Consider the following 22,840-nt stretch of genomic DNA (forward strand, 5'->3'; position numbering starts at 1 on the left):
CCTCAAGACCTGGTATAGAACAGATCAAGTATCAATTCAGTGAGCTTATCTTCGTCAACATAAAACTCATCATGAAGTGCGCCTTCCACATTTTCTCCAGGGAGACTACGTACTTCTCCTGAATACTCATAACGTGTCATGTGGTCTATGCTATCAGCATCTATATCCTGGTAGAGATAATCGCCTGCAGCATCCTCCATGGTTTCTACAACGGAACTTCCCTGACTCTTAATAGTCTGGAACATTGCAAGCATGAATTGTGTCTGCCTTGACATTCTGGAAATATTACTACCTCTTGTCTTTACATCTCTGTTGTGAACAAATGCCTTGGCTGCTGCTCCATCTAGGTGAATTGTTGTCCCCTTCTTGTAGGTCGGATCAAAGTCAGTTTCATCAGATGTTAATGTCATTGACACTCCTCCGATAGAATCAACTATGGGCTCTATTCCATCTATGGTAAGCGAAATAACACTTCCGATCCGCCTTCTACCAAGCAAATCTGATATTTTTTCTCTTGTGAGGTTACTGGCCTTCTGTGGAGTATTGCCGTAGGAATACTGCATTGTTAGCTGTTCAGTTCCCTTTGCAAGGAAGTTTCCATCATTATCATAAATATCAACATCTACCATGGTGTCTCTATTTATCTCAAGAGGTGTAATTATATGATTATCATTATCTATTACAAACAAAATGATGGTGTCACTTCTACCACCTTCTGTGATTCCAACGCCTTCTCTCTCCTGACTACTGCTGTCTATTCCAAGAAACAAAACAGTGTCTATATGAGAGTTCATCTCGTAGCGTGCACCTTCATAAACAATACTTCCATCGAAACTGTCTCTCTCATAAAGCCTACTGGCACCTGCTACAGAAGCTTCCTCAGTCGAATAAGAAGATGCCCTCCTGACACTGTCAGCCTGAATATTGTTGGCGTAGGTTTCACCAATCATCGCGGCTGCCAGCGCAAGAATCACAACACCTGATGCAATTAAGATCTTATTTCTGTTATTCATCATTTAGTCTTAACATCCACTCCATCAATCTGCTTCAGAACACCAACAACGAGGAATCTATTACTTCTAAGTTTCTTATCACAGGTACTAAGTACGATAAGTTTCTTATCAGCGCCAACCTTCTCATCATCTAAAATGATGCTCCTCTTAGGCACTATGTCCGTACCAAGAGATTTAATGAAAGCTGATCTGTCGGTCTTGACCGTATCATCATAGTAGTATGGTATATATGCATCACTGTACATGACCGCAGCAAAAATTTTATAGGTCAACACATGATCAGCTGTTGTAACTGTTATTTCTCTATGTTCATTAAGGAATTTCTTATCCTCAAACTTATGGAGTCCAGCAAACATTGAACCATCATTCATGTTGTGACCATAAACAACTGTGATATAGTCCTGCATGGTCTTGGAGTCACAAACCTCAATAAATGGACATCCATGAGAGGATTTAAGTCCTTCCGGTCCATGCTTGAGATAATAGGTATCATCTGTTGGATGCTGAGCTATAGGGTAATCAATAACTGTTCCAGGAACATTTATCCAGGCAAAAATATCTGGATTAGCCTTCTGAAGATTCTTGACATCTACCGTAGTCTTACTAGCTTTCTCAACAGCAGCTGCCTTGACCTTGGCAGTATTGCTAGCTGCATTATCTTCTGTTATAACTACATCCTGCTGTGTTTCTACAGCAGTTTTCTCATCAACTGTCTCTCCGTAAGCAAGTGTCGAAACTCTTTTGACAGCCTCTTTATTATTCCTATAGTCCGTGTATGCATAACTCCCTATGCCAACACCAACAATTAACACAATAACCGCTAAACACAAAAAGTATTTACTCTTATTGTTCATGACTTTTTCTTCTTGGCTTTCTTCTTTTTAGGTGACTTGGATTCATGTCCTTCAGAAATGCTCTTCTCATATGGAACAGCAGCAAGTGTACCCAGCCCGAGATACTTTCTGACATCATCCTCTGTTCTAACGGACATATCGCTAAAATGCATAACAAGAATAATTGTTATTGCAATTAGTACTCCAACCATTCCGCCCATCATTGTATTCTTCTTTTTGCTAGGGCTGATTGGGACAACCGCTGGCACAGCTTCCTCAACAGATGATGGCTTAGTTGTATCTGTAACCTCGGCAACTCGAGCTGCAAGGTTCTCAGCAAGACTATTAGCTATATCGCAGGCAAGCTGTGGATCCTGATTCTTAACAGTAATCTTGATAATTCTGGAATCTGTAGGATTATCTACTGATACTGTTCTAAGAAGGGACTCATAATCCGTATCAAGCTGCAGATCAGATATAACCCTCTCAAGTACTGGTCTACTCTTACCCAATATCTCGAAATCTACTGTAAGCTGTTTACCTATCTGGAGATCTATTGCAGAAGTAACTGTTGTTGTCTTAGAAAAAATATAGATCATAGATGAAGACTGATATAAAGGCTTGACCAAGAACAAAGTGTATAATAATGCAATTACCGCTCCTATAAGCCCACTTGCAATTATTACCCAGAGCCTACGTCTCAGAACGAAAAAAAGTTCCGCAAGATCAATCTCGTCATCTGTCTCTACAGCGCTAATAGCGTTTGTTTCAATCATAAAAAACACACTCCAATACAAAATTTCATCACAATAATCATAATATGAAATAAATTTTTTTCAAGCATTATTTTATAGATTTTTTATAATTTTTTTATTGTTTTTTTCTTTTTATCGCATTTATATAAATGTGATATTAATAACATTATCGCATTATTATAATTGTTCCCTCTGTATATCTGTATTTTTTAGCATTTTAAAACAATTATATTTATGCAATAACATTCATTTTTATTCTTATAAGCCGCATTAATACATTGTCTTCTATCATTTTCCTACAATAAAAGAGCCATCTAATGGTTAAAATCAACCATCCAATGGCTCTGTAATTTATAATTTTTCGAACATTTTCAAAATATCGAGAAGTTATCAGACAATTTAACAATCACGCACAGCGCCCACGTTTCACAGCTGCTGCCTCTTTACAAGTTCGGCAAAATAGCCATTCCTATTAATAAGTTCCTCATAACCTCCCTCTTCTACTATCTTCCCGTCATCTATAACCAGGATTCTGTCGCAGTTCTTAATAGTAGAGAGCCTATGCGCTATGACAATGCGCGTACATTTCAGCTTATCAAGGGATTCAGAAACTTTTTTCTGAGTAATATTATCAAGAGCGCTGGTCGCTTCATCAAACATGAGGATCTTAGGCTTTGGTGCAACAGCTCTTGCGATCATGAGTCTCTGCTTCTGGCCACCGGAGATTCCGCCCTGGCCCTCAGAAACATAAGTATTCATACCCATCGGCATGTTCCTGATATCATCAGCAATTCCTGCAATCTCTGCAGCTTCCCAGGCATCATCTACCGTTAGAAGGGGATCTGTTATTACTATATTAGAATAAACATCCCCCTGGAAAAGAGATCCGTTCTGGGTTACAGTACCAATCTTTCTGCGAAGGCTGGTCATATCTATCTTATTAATGTCTCTTCCATCGTAGTAGATTGCGCCCTTGGTTGGTGTTTCAAAGCCAAGCATCAACCTGAGCAGAGTACTCTTTCCGCAGCCCGTCTTACCAACGATCGCCACGTACTCTCCCGCCTTGATTCTGGTCGTAATTCCTTTCAGTATCTCAGGACCATTGTCGTCATATCTGAACTTTACGTTAGACAGCTCAATATTTCCATTAACTCTGTTTACAACAACCTTTCCCTCGCTGGACTCAGGAATCTCATTAAGTATCGGCTCTGCCAGTTTGAGGATTGGTTTAACATTGGCAGTCTGAACAGCCACAGTTGAAATAGAAGCAAAAGCTCCGCCCAGAAGTCCATAGGCTGTACTAAACGCCAAATATTCAGAAGCTGTAACTCCTGTCTTAACCGCTATGAAATATATAACCATAGTTCCGATTATTCCAATGGCCATGTTTATGGTCTTATTAAGCTTAATGATAAATGGCGGGCTATAGAGAAGATTAGCGCTCTCATTAAAAGAGTTTGCCCATTTTGCAAAAGCTCTTTTCTCCGCTCCGGCAAGCTTGATCTTCTGAATACCATTTATAAAGGCATAAGTGATACCATCTTCCTCGGCATCATACTGTCGAACCTTCTGGGTTATTCCGGTCTGAATAATAATAGTGATAATAGAAAACAAAAGTGACACTATATTTATGATAAGCGCAGGTGCCACAAGGCCTGGTGCAAAGGTGCCAATTTCAAACAGATATGCAAAGGACAACAGAATTCCAAGTGTCACAGATATCATATCGTTTACGATCAGGTCGCAGAGTTCTGTCACAGAATTGATCCTTGCAGCCAGTTCTCCGGAAGTGTATTTCCTGAAAAACCTGGCAGGCAGATTCAGCACCCTGTTCATAACTGCTGCCTCAACACATATTCCCGTCTTGAGCTCAACTCTCTCCATGATGAGATCCGAACTTGCTTCTATCAGAAACTCCGAAAATCCAAGCGCCAACAGGAAGACACCAGTTCCAAACAGCATAGAGTAGCTGTGCATATCAACTACATATCCGGACACGACCTCTACAATGGCAGTTGTCATAAGTCCGATCACAGTTACAATCGCCATCAAAAGGATATATCCCAGAATATCTGACATATCTATGCAATTACGCAGATATGCGATCAGATCATGAATTCCCAGTTTCTTATTAGGAAGTGGCTTGTAGAAGCAAATCGCCTCTGGCTCGATATTTCCGATAGTCTTCTTATTTATTGCAACTCTTTTCCCAAGCTTATAATCATAGTAGTAATATCCCTTAACACGTCCAGGTAAAAGAGCTACCACAGTGCCATCGGATTTTAATTTCCCGATCATTGGCCCGTAGGCTTCCCCAGTCCACTCGTGGTCCAGTTTAACCTCTCTGAACATAATGCCAAAAGGCCTAAGGGTATTGGCCAGATCGATATCTTCACCCAGGTCGTTAAAAGAATCATCTGCGGGCTTGAAGCCAAAGTATTTAATTATGTCTTCGATGGCAGCTTTGGTGACAACGCGGCTGTCAGTGATGTCCTTGGCTGCTTTCACGCCAATAACAGAGGAAGCCATATTAAAAATGGAATCCTCAAAAACATCCTGATCGCTTTTCATCCTCTGCCTGATCTGCTCGTCAAACCAACCCACTACTTCTTTTTCCTCTTATTAATATATTACTGTTACGCAACACTCACAAAAATCCACCTCAAGCATCGCCCAATCTCACTCATTCGTAACCAGTTCTTTATAATAGCTTCCCGATGCCATAAGCTGCTCATGAGTACCCTGCTCTGCGATCCTGCCTTCCTGCAATACTACAATATTGTCGCAGTCTCTTATAGTAGAAAGTCTGTGTGCTATTACAATACAGGTAATACCTCTCTTCTTGATAGCCTCGATGACTTTCATTTCAGTCACAGCATCAAGGGCACTTGTGGCCTCATCCAGCATAATGATAGAAGGATCCTGGGCAAGAACTCTTGCAATCTCAAGACGCTGCTTCTGTCCTCCCGAGAAGTTACCACCATTTTCTGAAACCTCTGCCTTGTAGCCGGCAGCTCTTTCCATGATCTCATCGTGAATTCCCGCATCTCTTGCAGCAAGGATCACCTCGAAATCTTCGATACTGTTATCCCAGAGCTTGATATTCTGATCTATGGTATCCTCGAAAAGAGTAATTTCCTGATCAACCACCGCAACAGAGCCGGTAAAGACATTCCTGTCTATCTCATTTATCTTTTTATCACCAAAAGTAATCTCTCCGCTCCAAGGCTTATATAGTCCTGAAATAAGCTTAGACAAAGTACTCTTACCACAGCCAGAAGCTCCAACAATAGCTACCTTACTGCCCGCCTTAATATCAAGGCTGAAATCCTCTATTACAGGAGCAGCAAGTCTGCTGTAGCCAAAGGTCACATTTTCCAGATGAATATCACCTTTGAGTTTCTGATACTCTGAGTCTTCCGAAAGACTCACGCTATCAAACAGCTCATCATCCGGATATTGCATTACATCTTCGTATCTCTCCATCTTGGAGCGCATCTCTTCAATCGCCTGTCCGGCACCAATGATTCCCATAGCTGGTGCAGTAAAATACCCCAGATACATCTGGAAGCTCATGACCATACCCAGAGTAAACTTACCTCTCATCACAAGGCCAACACCCAGGATCAGTACAATATAGCCTGCCAGAGTATTGATAAGAGCCGGGATACTTCCAAGCCAGATATTTATATGTCCGTACTCAATCTTTTCCTTGTTAACTGCTGCCTGATAACCAGCCCACTTCTTGAAAAAGCCAGCCTCTGCGCCGCTACTCTTTATAGTCTCGATCATCATTACGCCTGAAAGCGTTGTAGACTCGAGCTTGGCCACATCGCGAAGGCTCTGGCGCGTAATATTGATTCTCTTTTGAGCTATTACCCTGCCCATAAAGCTGTTAATGATAATCGTCACGATACCAACTGCTGATAAAAGCGGACTATATCTGAGCATGAATACCAGATAAAAGATCATCAACACAATATTCAAAAGAAGTGGTGCCACTGTTTCTACCAGCGTCTTAGGAATACCAGAGTTTTTTCTCTGAAGGATATCTCCAGATAATCTCTGGCTAAAAAAGTTCATGGGAAGATGCAGTACCTTCCACACATAGGTACTGTGAGTCATGATCTCAAGTTTTCCATTTATCCTGAGGGAATAGATATCAGACACAGCGCTGCTGACAATATTGAAAAAAGCAACAAAAGAGAACAGCACTATAAACGGCATCAGCAGTTCTTTGTTCTCACCTGATAAGAGTCTGTCCATGAAGAATCTGTTGAAGGCCGGATTAAGCGTGTTAAAAAGATATGCTACGAATGTAGAAAAAAGAACAAATACAATAGCAAGTGACGCTCCCTTTAACCTGAGCTTAACATAGTCAATTGCTCTGGTTCTCCTGCCACTTGGCTCAAAGTTCTCCCCCGGTTCAAAGCACAGCACAACCCCTGTAAAGCCTTCGTCAAACTCCTCCATAGACAGTTTAACAAGGCCCCTTGCAGGGTCATTTATATAGGCGTATCCGCCTCTGAATCCATTAAGTACAACAAAATGGTTGAATTCCCAGTGAATTATGCACGGAAAAGAACCGCTTTTAACTAGAATTTCTGGTTCAAAGCGGTATCCAGTAGCCGTAAGGCCATAGCTTCTTGCGGCCTTCAGTATATTCCTTGCATTGGAGCCATCTCTGGATACCCCACAGTCAAACCTGACCTTCTCAAGAGGTATCCACTTTCCGTAGTAAGCAAGGATCATGTCCAGGCATGCAGCGCCGCATTCTAATGCTTCCATCTGCATGACCACAGGCACACTGACTTTTTTACCTACGGAAGGCTTCCTTATAGTTTTATTGGCGCTCATGTACGCCACCTCAGTTTCCTTAGTTAAAGAGCATACTGATCATCTTGGTCTGCTTGTAACTAGCCTTAGCATCATAGTCTCCATCTGGGAAATCTGTCTGTGAGACAGAAATTACATGTCCTGCTTCATCTCTTCCCACAGAATCTATCGGCATGCGAACGCCGCCGATAATGACATCCATATCGTCTTTGACATTTGAAGCCACGCTCTGGTCCTCATAGGTAACTGTCAAAATGCCATTCTTAACTACTCCATCACCATAAGCATAGCTGTTAATGGTCATGAAATAGCTCCAAATATAGAGGCCGATCACACCTATCATTATCCCGATCAGGACAGCCCACATAGCAGGCGTAGTCACGCGAAGATACTCATCCAGATTATCTGGCGATGATAGCTTCTTAACGCTCTTTTCTCTAAATATTTTGTTTTCCATAGGCACGCATTATTTGCCAGTTAGAAGCGCCTTGATAGTCAGTTCTACCTGGTCCATCTTAACCCCAACTACAACATCATTGGCAAGACTAGCAACGATGGACTTCTCAAGCTCATCCCATGCATGTCCTGCAGCAATATCATCCGCTCTTGCCTCGTCCAGAGCATCTCTGTACTGATCAAGACTCCATACAAACATTGAATCAGACGGATTTCCGCCAAGTGCAGCGTAGTCAACATATCCGCCGCCGTAAACCTGCTGAAGCTTCATAATATTCTCATAATTGAGAATACCATTTTCGATGATCTCACCAATCTTACCCATGAAGCCCTTTGCAAGCGCATTTCCGCCAGACTTGGACACTGACAGAAGCTCTTTTTTCTTATCAACATCCATATCAGTCTTGGCTACAAGCTTGATCTCGCAGCTGTCCTCTTTTTTCTCCATCCACAAAAGAGCGTGGTACTCACCAGTCATTGCCCCCAGCATTCCAAGTGTCTCTTCCATGAGAAGTCTCATGTGAAGTGAATCCTTGGCGCCAAGTTCAAAGTCCTCAAGGTAATTATCAATCTTTCCAAGCGCATCATAGAGCTTGAAATTCTTATTAGTGATCAGTATCTTCTCAGATTCCATAATTTGTCTCCCCGCATAAAAAAATTATTCTTGTTAAGCTTATTACTCGATAGTCAGAATATCTGAGAAACCAGTAACCTCAAAGATTTCCTTAACTTCTTCTGTAGCATTTCTGACAACCATTGTGCCCTGCTTGTTCATTGTCTTCTGAGCTGACAAAAGAACACGAAGTCCTGCAGATGAAATGTACTCAAGCTTAGAAAGATCAAATACAAGATTCTCAACACCGCCAAGACTTGCTGTAAGCTGTGTCTCAAGATCTGGTGCAGTCATAGTATCAAGTCTTCCCTCAAGACTGATGTTAAGATCCTTTTCTGCTAAAGTTTTTGTAATGTTCAACATGTGTTTTCCCTCCTGTAACACTTTTTAGATTAGTTAAAAAATCTATATTATTCCGCCCAGTTTCTGGATGGATTAATACCACAATTATTTTTCCAGTTCATACTCCTCAGGATATGGCTCTATTCCCAAAGCGTATCTCACCTGCTTTTCTATTTCCGGCTCGGTAAGCGTTGGTGCAAATGCATCAACATCCTCCATAAGCCCTATACCTGCGAACTTCTCACTATCAATGCAGCTGATAACTATAAAGGGCTCGTCATGCTCCTCGAACTCCAAGGTGCCTGTTCTGTAGTAATTGCCCTCATACAAAAAAGCTCGTCTTTCGTCGAATTCCTCGCGATTTTTCTCGTTAATTTCAAGGGGCTTTGCGCCATATTTTTCAAACATAGCTTCCACATACTGTAGTTTCTTTTCAATTTCTTCCTGTGATACCATGTTTCTTCCCCCTTTCTGATCATTCTTGTTTACTGTTTTCTCTTTTAACCTTCCTCAAGCTTTCTGATTCTCTCTGCTTCAGCCAGCACCTTATCTGTCCAGTGTTCGTCTGGCTCGCAGATTCTCAAAACTCTGAAGCCATATCTTTTACCATTTTCTATGATCGCATCCTCGTCATCCACGTGAAGTGAGATGCGATAGAAGGTGGGCATTTTCTGTGGAAGAGTCTCTGCCTTGGATCCTTGCACTTCCGCCCTGTGCCTGTAGCCATTTACTATGTCGTTAAAATGAATTCCATATCTTTTGAAAAGAGATTTAATATACACATCCGTACGAAAAGAGGAGGTGTATACCCATACTTCAAAGCCTCTTCTCTGAAGCTCATTTATCAGATATACAGTTCCCTTTCTGAGCCTCTCGGGAAACATCTTATTGAGCGGAAATCTCAGTTCCGGCTCTGTTTCCATATAGTCGGGACTCACAAACAGGACTTCGTCCAGGTCAAAAGAGATTTTCATTTAGCATACCTCGAATCAGACTACAGCTTCTTAATCAGGGTGAGAATGTTCTTGCCATCCTCATGTTTGTACTGCACATCATCCATACTCTTCTTGACCATGTATATTCCAAGGCCGCCGATACCCCTTTCCTCTGCAGAAAGCGTAATGTCCGGATCTTCCTTGGCAAGAGGATCATACGGAGTTCCGCTATCCATGAAGGTGATAGACACCTGGCCAGCAGTGTCAGTATCCAAAAGAATTTCCGCCTGGCCGATAGCATCCCCGTAGGCGTAGCTTGCTATGTTGATATAGATTTCTTCTACAGCAACACTGATCTGCATCATCGCTTTCATTGGGCACTCTATTTTTTCAAGATTCGCCTCAACGAATTCATTGACTTTCAGCAGGTTTTCTTTAGTTGCTTCCACAGTGAGTTTTTCCATAACGCTCCCTTGTTATATACGCGCGAAGACACTTGCAGCTCTATACTGCAAGTGTCGGAGAATTTATCATATCTGCGACATGTTACCGCATTCTTTACATTTCCCCCTCGTTCCTGAGTACACAATAAATGTTGTCGTCTTATTGCAGAACGGGCACTTAGCCTGTGCCGTTTTCTCCTCCGTATTCGATGCTGTACTGCCTCTTCCTCTTGCGTTCCCGCCAGTTACATTCTCAAGTTCGTTTTCATCAATAGACATAATCTTCTCATCCATAGGCATCACCTTATTTATGACTTTACTTATTCATTTTTGAAAGATACTTAACTGCAGATGGCTTATAATCAGCTGCCTCCCAGTCTTCAAAAATTTCTGCTCTCATATTTCCGGTATATTTTTTCTCCATATTAAGAGCATCCCAGGCTGCCTCAAACTCTTCCTTCTTGATTTTAAACATTCCCTTTTCATCAGTATGTGCGTTAGTTCCACCAATCACCTTCTCAAGTTCTTTATCATTTAAAGTGTTCATTGGTCTGTCCTCCTCTATCCCTTTGATATATCTTTATACGAAGGTCACTGATTAGTGGCACAAAAGAATTATAAATATATTATAAAGTAAATTTGTCAGTCAATTTCTTAAATTATTCTAATATTTTCACGGATTTCCAGCCCTTGCATCACTTGAACTCAACGCACATCATGGTCAGATCATCGAACTGTTCCGCATCTCCCACAAACTCGCTGACTGCATCCCTTACATTTGTAAGAATCTGCTCAGGGCCTGCATTCATATCCTTATTCAGAGCCTGAAGCATACGTTCAGGGCCAAACATCTTAACATCAGCATTAGTAGCCTCCGGAACTCCATCTGTATAAACGAACAGCTTGTCGCCATGCTCTAGCTGTATCTCGTATTCCTTGTACTTAATTCCTTCCATTCCGCCTATTACGAAGCCGTGCTTATCCTTGAATATCTCAAAAGAGCCATCGGCGCGCTTGATTGCCGGATACTCATGGCCAGCATTGGCGCATGACAGTCTTCCTGTAGAAATCTCCAGAATTCCAAACCACACAGTTACAAACATCTCTGTTTGGTTGGAGCTTGAAAGAGCTTCATTAGTCTTGTTCAAGGTCTCAGCAGCAGACTGCCCCAGCATTGCACAGCTCTGAAGAATCACCTTGGATATCATCATGAAAAGAGCTGCCGGAATACCTTTGCCTGAAACATCAGCCATTACAAGTCCCAGATGGTCATCATCAATAAGGAAGAAGTCATAGAAATCGCCTCCTACCTCCCTTGCCGGATCCATCATGGCGTAGATGTCAAACTCAGGTCTGTCAGGAAATGGCGGAAAATCGTGTGGTAGCATACTAGCCTGTATCTGGGTTGCCAGGTTAAGCTCCGCTCCAATCCTCTCTTTTTCTGCAGTTGCACGCTGAATGTCAGAAATGTAAGTCTTCATTCTGTCAGTCATCTGGCCAAAAGAGGTGGCAAGCTCCTGAATCTCATCGCCGGTATTCTCATTCCACTCAAAGTCCAGATTCTCACCTTCGAGGTTATGAACCTTATCTGTTAAAAGAGTGATTGGCTTAACCAGATGTTTACTGAGGATATTGGAAGCTATAACAGTAATGATCGCCATAGCCACTATCATTCCAAACATTCTGACAAGAGCTCTTTTTATCAATTTCTGAATTGCAGAATATTCGTCGTTATGGCTTTCCTTAAGAGTTGCCAATAGCTTTTCATTTGGAGCCAGCACTGTCTTTTCAGGAATTATAGAAACCAGTGACCAACCAACTAGCTCAACTGGTGAATAAGCAAGGTAGCATTTAACGCCATCTATATCTAACAGTTCAAGTCCACTCTCTCCACTGGCAGCTTTGTGACCAAAGTCTGATAGTCCCTTATCATTTTCTTCTACAAGAACACTCTGGGGACTAAGCTGGCCTTCTTTCCTTGATGAGAATATAACCTTACCATTTCCATCGATGATGCAGGAATCACCTTCATCGCCGATTTTGGCGTTCATCATCATGTTCTCAACACCCTGAAGATAGAGGCCTGCTCCAGCTACGCCAACAAACTCTTTTCCCTTATAGATAGGAACTCCGCACATAATGGCCTGTTTGCCAGTGTCATAGTCTTCCTGAATATCTGTAAAGACAACGCTCTTCTCAGCCTTAGCCTTCACATACCAGGGGCGAAGTCTGGGATCCAGATACACGTAGTTGCCGTTTTCATCCCATCTTTCCTTGATGACAGGGCCTGCAAGAAGGACTATTCCTGTCTCTGTTCCGATATATGATGCTCCAAGCTCGTCATACTGGTTGTACATTGCAGTCAGATTGCCCTGAAGGCTTCCTATCATTGACAGTTCTTCAAGGATAGACTCATCCTCTGGATCTACACCCTCTGCATATACGAACTGGCCTTTCATTTTGCCAATTTCTGATTTATCTGGAATTGAAACTGTAGATTTTCCGTATTTCTCCGGATTGGTATAAATGTCCGTTGCTGCATCAGCGTTGATTGTTACTGTTCCTGCAAAGTCTGCGAACATTTCATTAAGAATATAGGCGCATCCAAGTGCTGTCGCACTAAGTCTCTCTGTTATCTGAGTACGTAGTGCCTCATCAGAGTATTCCTCCACCTGTCCACCTGTCTTTTCAGAATTACTAAGTGTGATATCTCTGATATTGATCAGCATCTGCATGGTAATGACGCCAAATAAGATCAAAAGAATTGAAGAAATGACCAGCATTATCTTCATGATTTTTTTCTTCATCAAATAGTCCCCTCATATTATTTGAATTAGAAATAACTATATTACATATAATTTTATCGAATATTATATATTTTTACAATGAAAAAAGCCCTTCACGCGGGCATTGCCCACGCAAAGGACTCTACAAACGCCTCTATTACTCGCTGATTGTGAACTGTCCAATGAGACTGTTGAGGGATTCTGACTGTTCGGAGAGTTCCTGTGATACAGCGCTGGACTCCTCGGCTGTAGCAGAGTTACTCTGCACAACATTAGAAATCATATCAATTCCCTTATCAATCTCATCCATACTCTGTGCCTGCTGCTCTGCAAGGTCGCCAGTCTGAATGATCATCTCTGTGATCTCCTCAACACTGTGCTGCATTGCGTCAAGAGCTTCTGTTGTCTCAGCTACTACAGAGTTACCATTGTTGATCTCATCCATGGTATCTGCAATGAGCTGATGTGTATTCTTGGCAGCTTCACTACTCTGATCTGCCAGCTTACCGATCTGATCAGCAACAACTGCAAAGCCTTTTCCTGTTTCACCTGCTCTTGCAGCTTCGATAGAAGCGTTAAGTGCAAGGAGTGATGTCTGCTTGGCAATTGCTTCGATAGAGTTAGTAACCTGCTCAATCTCAGCTGAAGCCTCTGTGATTCTTGTCATGGCATCAGTAACAAGATGCATCTTTCTGGCACTGGTCTCAGCGTTATCTCTAACCTCTGTTGCCATTGTCTTACTCTTCTCGGCAACCTCAGCAAGCTGTTTGGTCTGCTCTGTAACTGAATTAACAGATGCTGTAAGCTCCTCAACTGCTGCTGCCTGATCTGTTGAACCTTCTGCCAGGTCGTTAGCACCCTGTGACATGTTGATGGCACCCTGTGATACCTGCTGTGATGAATTACGAACTTCCAGAAGTGTACTACTGAGGTTCTCTGCGATATCATTAAGAGCATTTCTGATAGTAGCATAGTCACCGATGTAGAGCTTCTCGTTTCTTGAGCCAGCAGAGAAATCTCCGCCTGACATACGCTTAAGAGTCTCATCAATATCTTTTACGATGTCCTCAATGACATCTGTCGAATAAGTGATATCATCAGCAAGCTTGCCAAGCTCGTCCTCGGAATCGGTTTTTATCTTAACTTCCAGCTTACCCTTTGCCATATCATCTGCAGCCTTGGAGATTTCCTGAATCGGTCCAAGAATACTGCCAACAAGCGCTCCTCTTGCCTTAACCATGTAGAGAATCGCATTTATAACTATCAAAAGAGATATGACTGTCATTATCAGAACAGTAACAATAGCGAGAGTATAAGCAGACTTAGCCTGAGCCTTGGCTGAAATACCAATCTCCTTGAAGTCCTTAACAACTACCTTGATGGCTTCATTAATGTTGGCAACATAGAAATCATAGATTTCATCTTTGCTGTAACCAGCTCTGGACATTTCTTCCAACTTATCGTCAGCAGTGTCGATGTCCTTAATATGCTGATATACAGTAGTGAGGTCACCCTTATAAACCTTGGAAAGAGTATCAAGACCATCATTTAATTCCTGGAGCTTTTCCTCTACTCCTGCATACTGAGCATTTCTGTCATCATCATCATGTGCAGAAAGAGCCCACAGATAATACTTGGCAAGAGCCTGTATTGTGATTCTGATCTCGCCCTGCTGAGTATTCTGTTCATAATAGACGTTGTAGATATTATGCAGATTGAAAATAGCCAGGAAATCAATCAGGACAATTGCAGCAAAAATCATGATCAGGTTAGTCCTGAAATTGCCAAACACCTTTTTGAACTTGTCAGCTACAGGTAGTTTTCTAAATGACTCCTTGCTAAAAGAATCTTTTTTCTTAGCTGCGTCTGCCATATTATCCTCCTTAGACATAAAATTATCAGCCACAGGATTAAGTTTTCCTATAGCAATCTTTTATGAAATCTTGCGCTATTACAAATGTTATATCGTCTACTTATACATTATATTTTATGCAATTTTCCAATAAAATGTCATAAATATGTATAAATTTATATAAAATTTTGAGAAATAAGTATTGCTTATGTCATGCATAAAAAATATTGATTTTACTTATGGATGCTAACTTGATATTATTGTTATGGTCAGTAAATAGTGACCCGTAAATTTTTTTGATATCAGAGAGGGAAATGAAAATGGTAAAAGCAGTAGTAGGAGCTAACTGGGGAGATGAAGGAAAGGGTAAGATCACAGATACTCTGTCAGATCAGGCAGACGTTGTTATCCGCTTTCAGGGTGGTGCCAATGCAGGCCACACAATAGTTAATGATTATGGCAAATTTGCACTCCACACAATGCCATCTGGTGTATTCCATCAGAACATTATGAACATCATTGGTAACGGAGTTGCATTCGATATTACTAAGTTCATGAACGAACTTAATGAGATCACATCTAAGGGAGTTCCTGCTCCACAGATCATGATCTCTGACAGAGTACAGGTTATGATGCCTTATCACGTACTCTTCGATACACTTGAGGAAGCAAGACTTGCTGGTAAGAGCTTTGGTTCTACCAAGTCAGGTATCGCTCCTTTCTATTCAGACAAATACTCCAAGATTGGCTGGCAGATCAATGAGTTCTTTCAGGATGACGCAGCTATCAAGGAGAAGATTGCACGTGTTGCAGAGATCAAGGACGTTCTCCTTGTAAACTTATATCATTCAGATCCTATCGATCAGGAAGCTCTTTTCAACCAGATCGTTGAATGGAGAGAGCAGATTAAGCCTTACATCGGCAATGTAGCTCTTTATCTTGATAAGGCTATCAAGGAAGGCAAGACAATCCTCCTCGAGGGTCAGCTTGGAACAATGAAGGATCCAGACCACGGTATCTATCCTATGGTTACATCCTCATCACCTCTTGCAGCTTATGGTGCAATCGGTGCAGGTATTCCTCCTTATGAGATCAAGCAGGTTGTTACAGTATCCAAGGCTTATTCTTCTGCTGTTGGTGCTGGTGCATTTGTTTCAGAGCTCTTTGGAGATGAAGCTGAGGAGCTTCGTAGACGTGGTGGTGACGGCGGCGAGTACGGTGCAACTACAGGAAGACCCAGACGTGTTGGCTGGTATGACTGCGTAGCTAGTAAGTACGGCTGCAGACTTCAGGGCACAACAGATGTAGCTTTCACAGTACTTGATGTACTTGGCTATCTTGATGAGATTCCAGTTTGTGTTGGCTATGACATCGACGGCGAGGTTACAACAGAATTCCCTGTAACTCACCTTCTCGACAAGGCTAAGCCAGTTTACAAGACTCTTCCAGGTTGGAAGTGCGAGATCCGTGGTATCAAGAAGTACGAAGATCTCCCAGAGAACTGCCGTAACTACATCGAGTTCATCGAGGAGCAGATTGGTTACCCTATCACAATGGTAAGTAACGGCCCAGCTCGTTCAGATATTATCTACAGAGAGAGCAAGCTTTCTAAATAATATATTTGGAATAATAAATGGAGAAGCAGATTCAGGTTCTGCTTCTCCATATTTTTTATCTCTTATAGAATGTAATGTAATTGCCACGCTTTTGCTTACTCTCATACATCGCTGAATCAGCCTGTTTGTAGTAATCAGCAAAGGACTGACCATCATTCGGCCTACAGAAGGTTGCTCCAACGCTTATCTCCATCTTCCAGTCAGGCGCTTCCGGCACATGTATCTGTTCTGAATTCATGAAAAGACGATCTGCAACGATAAGACCAATATCCACTGTATCAACTCCTGACGCAAATACCATGAACTCATCTCCGCCAAGTCTGAATACGATATCAGAATCTCTGAAGGTCTCTGTAAGGCAATCTGCCATTGCGATAATCACCTTATCTCCAACATCATGGCCGTATGTATCATTGACCTTTTTAAAGTGATCAGCATCGACAATAAGGAGCATTCCCTTTCTTCCAGCTTCAAAGGCCTCGTAGAGTCGTATCTCGCCTCCGTTTCTGTTGAGTATCTTGGTAAGGGAATCCGTCTCAGCTTTTTTACGAAGCGCTTCCTGTCGTCTTCTATCTTCATCAATAGACTCTGTAGCCCAGATTACACGGGTTACATTGCCTTCCTCATCTCTTTCTCCTGCAATGAAATACATTCGAGTCCAATGATTATCAATATCAAGGAAATCGTGAGATATAGATTTATTGTCTTTTAATCTTTCTCCAAGAGTTGGGAAATTCATAAACTCTGCCAGCATGGCTCTGGAAGATTCCACCGCAATGCCTTCAGCTATCTCATCAACTCGTTCAAGCGAATATGGTTTAGCTGAAAGAATCTGAGTTAACCTTTCACTGACCCACATCTTATTAAGCTTAAGCTCTTTTAAATCCAGTATAGAAAGAGAAAGGTAAATATCTGCAATTGCAGCCAGCTCGCCTTCAAGCTGACTTCTTTCTCTGTGTTTTTTCTTATAAAGATGAATAGCTGCCCAGAATGAAATAAATACTATAGTAAGGACAAATATAGAATGAGCATATATAAATCCAATGGCTCCAAACAGCCTGCCCTCATCGAATACAAACACTGTATACCAGTCGTTATTAATACGTTTACTAAAAATAAATTTCTTATTGCGTCCTTTTCCTACAGAAAAGATGTTATTATGGGCTGCAGATACTCCTTTGAAAATGTCCACGTACTCATCGTTGATCTCCCTGGCATAATTTTTGCCAATCTGGCTCTCATCCGAATGTGCAACGACAAGTCCGTCCGCATCCAGCACCAACACTGCTTCCAGCTCTTTATATTTGACAAGATCCGCATCTTTTTCCTGAATACTATCCAGGTAAAAGTCCATAGAAATAACGCTTTCTTTATCACTCAGGAGCCTACTGACAGACATCATGACCATTCCTGTCTGCACATTGACATAAGGCTCTACATAAGTAATATCCCCGTCAGCCTTTACAGCATCTATGTACCAAGGCCTGCTCGTAGCAACATAGTCACCTGGCGGAAGCCAGCCTGATCCATCAATGTACTCTCCTCGTATATAGCCATATATTCCAGTAGCATTACTCTCAATTATCTCTGAATAAACATCCGTTTCCTTAACCAGATAGTTTTTGATGTCTTCATTGGTGGCGCCTTCTTCCATCATAGTCTCAACGCCCTGAGACGAGAAAATTACAGCATCCCTTGGAAAAGAAAGATAGTACTCTATCTCCTGGGACAAAGTAAGAACTTCAGAATTCCACATGTTAATAGTACTTTGCCTTGTAACGATGTAGAGTCTGACAAAAAGAGCAAATATCACGAATGTACCTGCTACAGCAATGAATATTATGACCAGATAATCTTTATCTATGTCTGGCTTTTTATTTTTTTGAGGGTATTTATCCATTTATCACCTATGATTTCTCTAGAAAATTCCCCATTTATCAGCCATGTATATGAACCCAAATTCGCGAAAATATTATAACATATCGATAATAATGAATCAAAATAATGTACAATTCAAAATATTCTTTTTCACTAAAAATCATACAATCACTAATTGCAATGACGGCTGTTGAATAATATAATAAAATGTGAAATATTTTAATTGTATTTAAAGTTTTAGATTTTCCTAAAACATTTTTCTCTAAATTGTATGACGGGGAGTTATTATGCTACACATTAAAAATCTTGACGAGGGATTAGAGCTCTTTAAGGCTCTGGGATCTGATATCAGAATCGAAATTATCAATATACTTCTGAAAGAAAGCGGAATGAACATGAATGAGCTGGCCAAAAAGCTCAAGATTACTAACGGTGCTCTGACAAGCCATATCCGTAAGCTCGAGGAATGTGGAATCGTCACTGTTTCTGCTGAAGGCTCCGGTCATGGTAACCAGAAATTCTGCTCTGTAAATCTTGATAAGATTCTGATTGATATTCAGGATGCTCCTGTACCCACCAACGTTTACAGCGCTGAGATCAAGGTTGGTCATTTCAATGACTACGAGGTATACCCTACCTGTGGCCTTGCTTCCAGCAAGAATCTAATTGGCGAAGTAGACGACACCAGATACTTTGCCCATCAGGACCGCTTTGATGCAGATATACTGTGGTTTACAAGAGGCTATGTCGAGTATGGCATTCCTAACTTTATCCCTGTTGGCCAGCAGATTGACGAAATCTGTATTTCAGCTGAGCTTAGCTCTGAGGCCCCAGGAGTCAATAATGTATGGCCTTCAGATATTTATTTTTCCCTCAATGGAACAGAGCTTGGAACCTGGACTTCACCTGGGGATTTTGGCGATGTTAAAGGTATCTTTACCCCCGATTGGTGGTTTCCTAATTGGAACCAATATGGTATGCTCAAAATGCTGGTGATAGGTCACAAAGGCACATTTATCGACGGCATTATGATCTCCAAGGTTACGATTGACGACCTTGCTCTCACATCCAAGAGCAGTCTGAAGCTAAGACTTGAAGTTCCTGAGAATGCCAAGAATGTGGGTGGCCTTACAATTTTTGGAAAAGGATTTGGCAATTACAATCAGGACATCAATGTTAAGATTGCCTATAGCCCCATAGAATAAATGAGCAGGTATATTACAATAGGAATTCTGGCACATGTAGATGCCGGTAAAACAACACTTTCAGAGGCGCTTTTGTACACCTCTGGAGCAATCAGGAAACTTGGCCGCGTGGATCACAAGGATGCTTTTCTTGACAGCTATGAGCTTGAGAGATCACGCGGCATTACTATATTCTCCAAACAGGCAGTTTTTCAGCACGGCGATATTTCTTTTACCCTGCTGGATACTCCTGGTCACGCCGACTTCTCCCCTGAAATGGAGAGAACTCTTCAGGTCCTTGATATGGCCATTCTGGTCATCAGTGCTGCTGATGGCGTAACCAGCCAGGCAAGGCTCCTATGGAAGCTCCTTGATCACTACAAGGTTCCCACAATCATTTTCGTTAATAAGATGGATCAGCCAGGCGCAGACAAGGCTCAGATTCTTGCTGGGTTAAAAGAAAATCTCAGCAGCCACTGCGTTGATTTTGGTATGGACTCAGAAAATCTGGATGCTTCTGATTTGGATGTATCTGCAAAAGAAAGACTATGTTCATTTATCCAGAATCCCGAGATACAGGAAGAGCTTGCTGTATGCGATGATGAGCTGCTTGCAGAATTCCTGGAAGGCCATGTCGTTACTAGTGATGAGGTCAGAAGTCTTGTGAATTCCCGCAAGTGTTATCCATGTCTTTTCGGCTCTGCCCTTAAGCCCTATGGGGTAAAAGAGCTGCTGGATATGTTAAGTAAATTTGCAGATGCTACCAATAACGTCAACGATAGTTTCTCTGCCCGTGTATATAAGATAAGCCGTGACTCCCAGGGAAACAGACTGACACATATGAAGCTTCTGAGCGGAAGTCTCAAGGTAAGAGACGTGATTCAGGATGAGAAGATAGATCAGATCCGCCTTTTTTCAGGAGACAAATTTGAATCGCTTCCTGAAGCAACAGCTGGAATGATTGTTGCAGTGTCAGGCCTATCTGGAACAAGAGCCGGAGAAGGCCTTGGCACGCTTGCCGGCGCAGTATCTACAGAGGTTATTCAGCCTATTTTATCATGCGCTCTCATCCTTCCAGAGGAAGTCGACACTATTTCTTTTTATAAGAAGATTAAGGTCTTGGAAGAGGAAGAACCTATGCTCCTTGTATCTCTCCACGAGACAACAGGCGAGATCATGGTGCAGATCATGGGCGATGTTCAGAAAGAGATTCTCCATCACCTGATTCAGACTCGCTTTGGAATAGATGTCAGATTCGGTCAGGGACAGATCGTATATAAAGAGACAATTGCAGGCCCCGTCGAGGGTGTCGGCCACTTTGAGCCCCTAAGGCACTACGCCGAGGTACACCTTCTTCTTGAGCCAACTGAACCAGGAAGCGGTATTTCTTTTGACAACAAATGCTCTACCGATCAGCTCAATCTCAACTGGCAGAGGCTCATATTGACTCACCTCCAGGAGAAGAAGCACGTGGGTGTCCTCACTGGCTCTGAGATTACAGATATGAGGATCACTCTTTTAACAGGAAGAGCTCATGAAAAGCACACAGAAGGCGGTGATTTCAGACAAGCCACCTACAGAGCAGTCAGACAGGGACTTATGGAGGCTCAGTCTGTTCTGCTTGAGCCTATGTTTGATTTTAGAATCGAAGTTCCACAGGAGAACGTTGGCCGCGTCCTTACTGATATCCAGAAAATGAACGGCACTGTGGGCCTTCCAGATATAGAAAACGGCAAATCCGTAGTAACAGGCACTGTTCCAGCAGCGTGCCTCTATGACTATGCCCAGGAGCTCAAGAGCTATACCCATGGCGAGGGCGTGTTGTCCACAACGCTTAGTGGCTATGCACCATGTCATAACACCGAGGAAGTTCTCGAGGCGCGAGGCTACTATCCAGAGCTTGATACAGCTAATCCAGCATCCTCAGTATTCTGCTCTCACGGCGCAGGAACTATTATTCCTTGGGATGAAGTGCGCTCTCACATGCACCTAGAAAGCGCCTGGTCTCCTGACAAGGGAATAACCGTAGGCACTGACCTTACCGACAACATCGACATGGAGGCCCTCAAAAAGCTCCAAGCCAAGAGCACTCGTAAGACTACTGATAACAGAACCTTTGATGAGATAGAAAGAGACCTTCGTTTTGCTGAAAACGAGCTCAAAGATATATTCGAGAGAACCTACGGAACCATCAAGCCAAGATACGTAGAAAACGAGGAAGACAGAAAGCGCTATGCGCGCCAGGATGCAGAAAGAGCAAGACAGGAAGCCATCGCTCAGGGGTTGATCAATCCAGAAGAGGCTCCGGAAGTTACTCTTTCAAATAAAAAGCTAAATAGTAAGAAGGAACAACGCCTTGCTGAGCGTCAGAAGGAATACCTTCTGGTTGATGGCTACAACGTCATCTATGCAAGCGATGAGCTTAAGAGCCTTGCTACCACTGACCTGAAGGCTGCAAGAGATGCTCTTATAGATAAGCTTGTTAATTTCCAGGGCTACCGAAGAGAACAGGTAATCCTCGTATTTGACGCCTACAGAGTCCGCGGAGGCACAGAACACCTCGAAGATCACGCCGGGCTATCTGTTATCTACACCAAGGAAGCAGAAACTGCCGATCAGTACATAGAAAAGGCCGCCCACGAAATCGGCAAGAAATACCGCGTAACTGTCGCCACTTCCGATGCCATCGAACAGGTCATCGTCATGAGTAGTGGCGCCATCAGACTCTCCGCAAGAGAATTCTGGGAAGAAGTAGCACACACCGAAGGGCAGATTAGGGAACACTTTTGAGCATGAATTCAAAACTCGCTGTTGTTATAAATCGAATATGGGCAGATTTCCGCAAAAACTGGCAGTTTATCGTGATAGTCCTAGGCTGGTGGATAGCAATGAATCTTATCTTCCACCACACCTGCCCAGTTGTACTGCTATGTGGCTATCCCTGCCCAGGATGCGGGATCACAAGGGCTTTTTTCTCGTTCTTTACCCTTCATCCCATCAGGGCGTTTCAGTATAATCCAACTTATCCTCTTTGGTTACTGGTTATACTTGCTGCTATATGGGTTCGATACATCAAGGGCCAGAGCCTAAAACGGCTCTACTACCCTCTTCTTTTTACTGCTGTGATTACGCTAGCCGTCTATATTTATAGAATTGTATTTCTTTTCCCTGGAACCGAGCCCATGGTTTATGTTCCTGGGAATCTCTTTGAACTTATCCGCTCTGCACTTTAACTAGTTATTTAGCCGCAATCTGGGAATTAGCCACAATTCGGCTAAGCATTTTGGGCCTACTTTTT

20 protein-coding genes are annotated in these 22,840 nt (G+C 42.3%); 4 read left to right on the forward strand and 16 right to left on the reverse strand.

The features are described 5' to 3' along the window. Nucleotides 1-2: 2 nt before the first annotated feature. The 15 genes from IJI01_RS01750 to IJI01_RS01820 form a co-directional block, all read right to left on the reverse strand. Complete coding sequence (locus IJI01_RS01750) at nt 3-1,016, reverse strand: LCP family protein (protein ID WP_292184950.1); 1,014 nt, start codon at nt 1,014-1,016, stop codon at nt 3-5. Then, a complete protein-coding gene (locus tag IJI01_RS01755; RefSeq protein WP_292184952.1) occupies nt 1,013-1,867 on the reverse strand; it encodes a class B sortase in 855 nt (284 codons plus the stop codon). Before IJI01_RS01755 ends, IJI01_RS01750 begins: the two co-directional genes overlap by 4 nt. Further along, nucleotides 1,864-2,622 carry a YveK family protein gene (locus tag IJI01_RS01760; RefSeq protein WP_292184955.1) on the reverse strand — a complete coding sequence of 253 codons (759 nt, stop codon included), beginning with the start codon at nt 2,620-2,622 and terminating at the stop codon, nt 1,864-1,866. The genes IJI01_RS01755 and IJI01_RS01760 overlap by 4 nt, the downstream gene beginning before the upstream one ends. 405 nt (nt 2,623-3,027) lie before the next feature. After that, on the reverse strand, nt 3,028-5,205 hold the full coding sequence (locus IJI01_RS01765) for an ATP-binding cassette domain-containing protein (RefSeq protein WP_292184958.1): 2,178 nt from the start codon (nt 5,203-5,205) through the stop codon (nt 3,028-3,030). A 75-nt stretch (nt 5,206-5,280) separates the two neighbouring features. Next, nucleotides 5,281-7,458, reverse strand: a complete 2,178-nt coding sequence (locus IJI01_RS01770) for an NHLP family bacteriocin export ABC transporter peptidase/permease/ATPase subunit (protein ID WP_292184960.1) — start codon at nt 7,456-7,458, stop codon at nt 5,281-5,283. 19 nt (nt 7,459-7,477) lie between these two features. Then, complete coding sequence (locus IJI01_RS01775) at nt 7,478-7,894, reverse strand: hypothetical protein (protein WP_292184963.1); 417 nt, start codon at nt 7,892-7,894, stop codon at nt 7,478-7,480. Between the two features lie 9 nt (nt 7,895-7,903). After that, nucleotides 7,904-8,527: a hypothetical protein gene (locus IJI01_RS01780; RefSeq protein WP_292184966.1), complete on the reverse strand. Its 624-nt coding sequence runs from the start codon at nt 8,525-8,527 to the stop codon at nt 7,904-7,906. A gap of 42 nt (nt 8,528-8,569) precedes the next feature. After that, on the reverse strand, nt 8,570-8,869 hold the full coding sequence (locus tag IJI01_RS01785) for an STAS domain-containing protein (RefSeq protein WP_292184969.1): 300 nt from the start codon (nt 8,867-8,869) through the stop codon (nt 8,570-8,572). Nucleotides 8,870-8,953: 84 nt separating this feature from the next. Further along, nucleotides 8,954-9,304: a hypothetical protein gene (locus IJI01_RS01790; protein WP_292184972.1), complete on the reverse strand. Its 351-nt coding sequence runs from the start codon at nt 9,302-9,304 to the stop codon at nt 8,954-8,956. A 44-nt stretch (nt 9,305-9,348) separates the two neighbouring features. Beyond that, nucleotides 9,349-9,822, reverse strand: coding sequence for an HAD family hydrolase (locus IJI01_RS01795; RefSeq protein WP_292184975.1), 474 nt, complete (start codon nt 9,820-9,822; stop codon nt 9,349-9,351). Between the two features lie 20 nt (nt 9,823-9,842). Continuing rightward, nucleotides 9,843-10,247: an ATP-binding protein gene (locus tag IJI01_RS01800; RefSeq protein ID WP_292184978.1), complete on the reverse strand. Its 405-nt coding sequence runs from the start codon at nt 10,245-10,247 to the stop codon at nt 9,843-9,845. Between the two features lie 66 nt (nt 10,248-10,313). Further along, nucleotides 10,314-10,520: a hypothetical protein gene (locus tag IJI01_RS01805; RefSeq protein WP_292184981.1), complete on the reverse strand. Its 207-nt coding sequence runs from the start codon at nt 10,518-10,520 to the stop codon at nt 10,314-10,316. A 22-nt stretch (nt 10,521-10,542) separates the two neighbouring features. After that, nucleotides 10,543-10,773: a bacteriocin gene (locus IJI01_RS01810; protein WP_292184984.1), complete on the reverse strand. Its 231-nt coding sequence runs from the start codon at nt 10,771-10,773 to the stop codon at nt 10,543-10,545. Nucleotides 10,774-10,921: 148 nt separating this feature from the next. Further along, nucleotides 10,922-13,033, reverse strand: coding sequence for a SpoIIE family protein phosphatase (locus tag IJI01_RS01815; protein WP_292184987.1), 2,112 nt, complete (start codon nt 13,031-13,033; stop codon nt 10,922-10,924). Nucleotides 13,034-13,169: 136 nt separating this feature from the next. Continuing rightward, complete coding sequence (locus IJI01_RS01820; protein ID WP_292184989.1) at nt 13,170-14,885, reverse strand: methyl-accepting chemotaxis protein; 1,716 nt, start codon at nt 14,883-14,885, stop codon at nt 13,170-13,172. Between the two features lie 299 nt (nt 14,886-15,184). Between IJI01_RS01820 and IJI01_RS01825 the strand changes: the two genes are divergently transcribed. After that, nucleotides 15,185-16,480 carry an adenylosuccinate synthase gene (locus tag IJI01_RS01825; protein ID WP_292184991.1) on the forward strand — a complete coding sequence of 432 codons (1,296 nt, stop codon included), beginning with the start codon at nt 15,185-15,187 and terminating at the stop codon, nt 16,478-16,480. Nucleotides 16,481-16,535: 55 nt separating this feature from the next. Here IJI01_RS01825 and IJI01_RS01830 read toward each other — a convergent pair whose 3' ends face one another. Beyond that, nucleotides 16,536-18,380: a sensor domain-containing diguanylate cyclase gene (locus IJI01_RS01830; protein ID WP_292184994.1), complete on the reverse strand. Its 1,845-nt coding sequence runs from the start codon at nt 18,378-18,380 to the stop codon at nt 16,536-16,538. 265 nt (nt 18,381-18,645) lie between these two features. On the opposite strand from IJI01_RS01830, the gene IJI01_RS01835 reads away from it, so the two are divergent. The 3 genes from IJI01_RS01835 to IJI01_RS01845 are packed head-to-tail and all read left to right on the forward strand — an operon-like array spanning nt 18,646 to nt 22,775. After that, on the forward strand, nt 18,646-19,563 hold the full coding sequence (locus tag IJI01_RS01835; RefSeq protein WP_292184997.1) for an ArsR/SmtB family transcription factor: 918 nt from the start codon (nt 18,646-18,648) through the stop codon (nt 19,561-19,563). Further along, the gene (locus IJI01_RS01840) at nt 19,564-22,332 is read left to right on the forward strand and encodes a translation factor GTPase family protein (protein ID WP_292185000.1); all 2,769 of its coding nucleotides are present in this window, start codon (nt 19,564-19,566) and stop codon (nt 22,330-22,332) included. Nucleotides 22,333-22,334: 2 nt separating this feature from the next. Next, on the forward strand, nt 22,335-22,775 hold the full coding sequence (locus IJI01_RS01845; RefSeq protein ID WP_292185174.1) for a DUF2752 domain-containing protein: 441 nt from the start codon (nt 22,335-22,337) through the stop codon (nt 22,773-22,775). Nucleotides 22,776-22,840: the final 65 nt, after the last annotated feature.

The organism is Butyrivibrio sp. (assembly GCF_017433805.1).
GTDB lineage: Bacteria > Bacillota > Clostridia > Lachnospirales > Lachnospiraceae > Butyrivibrio.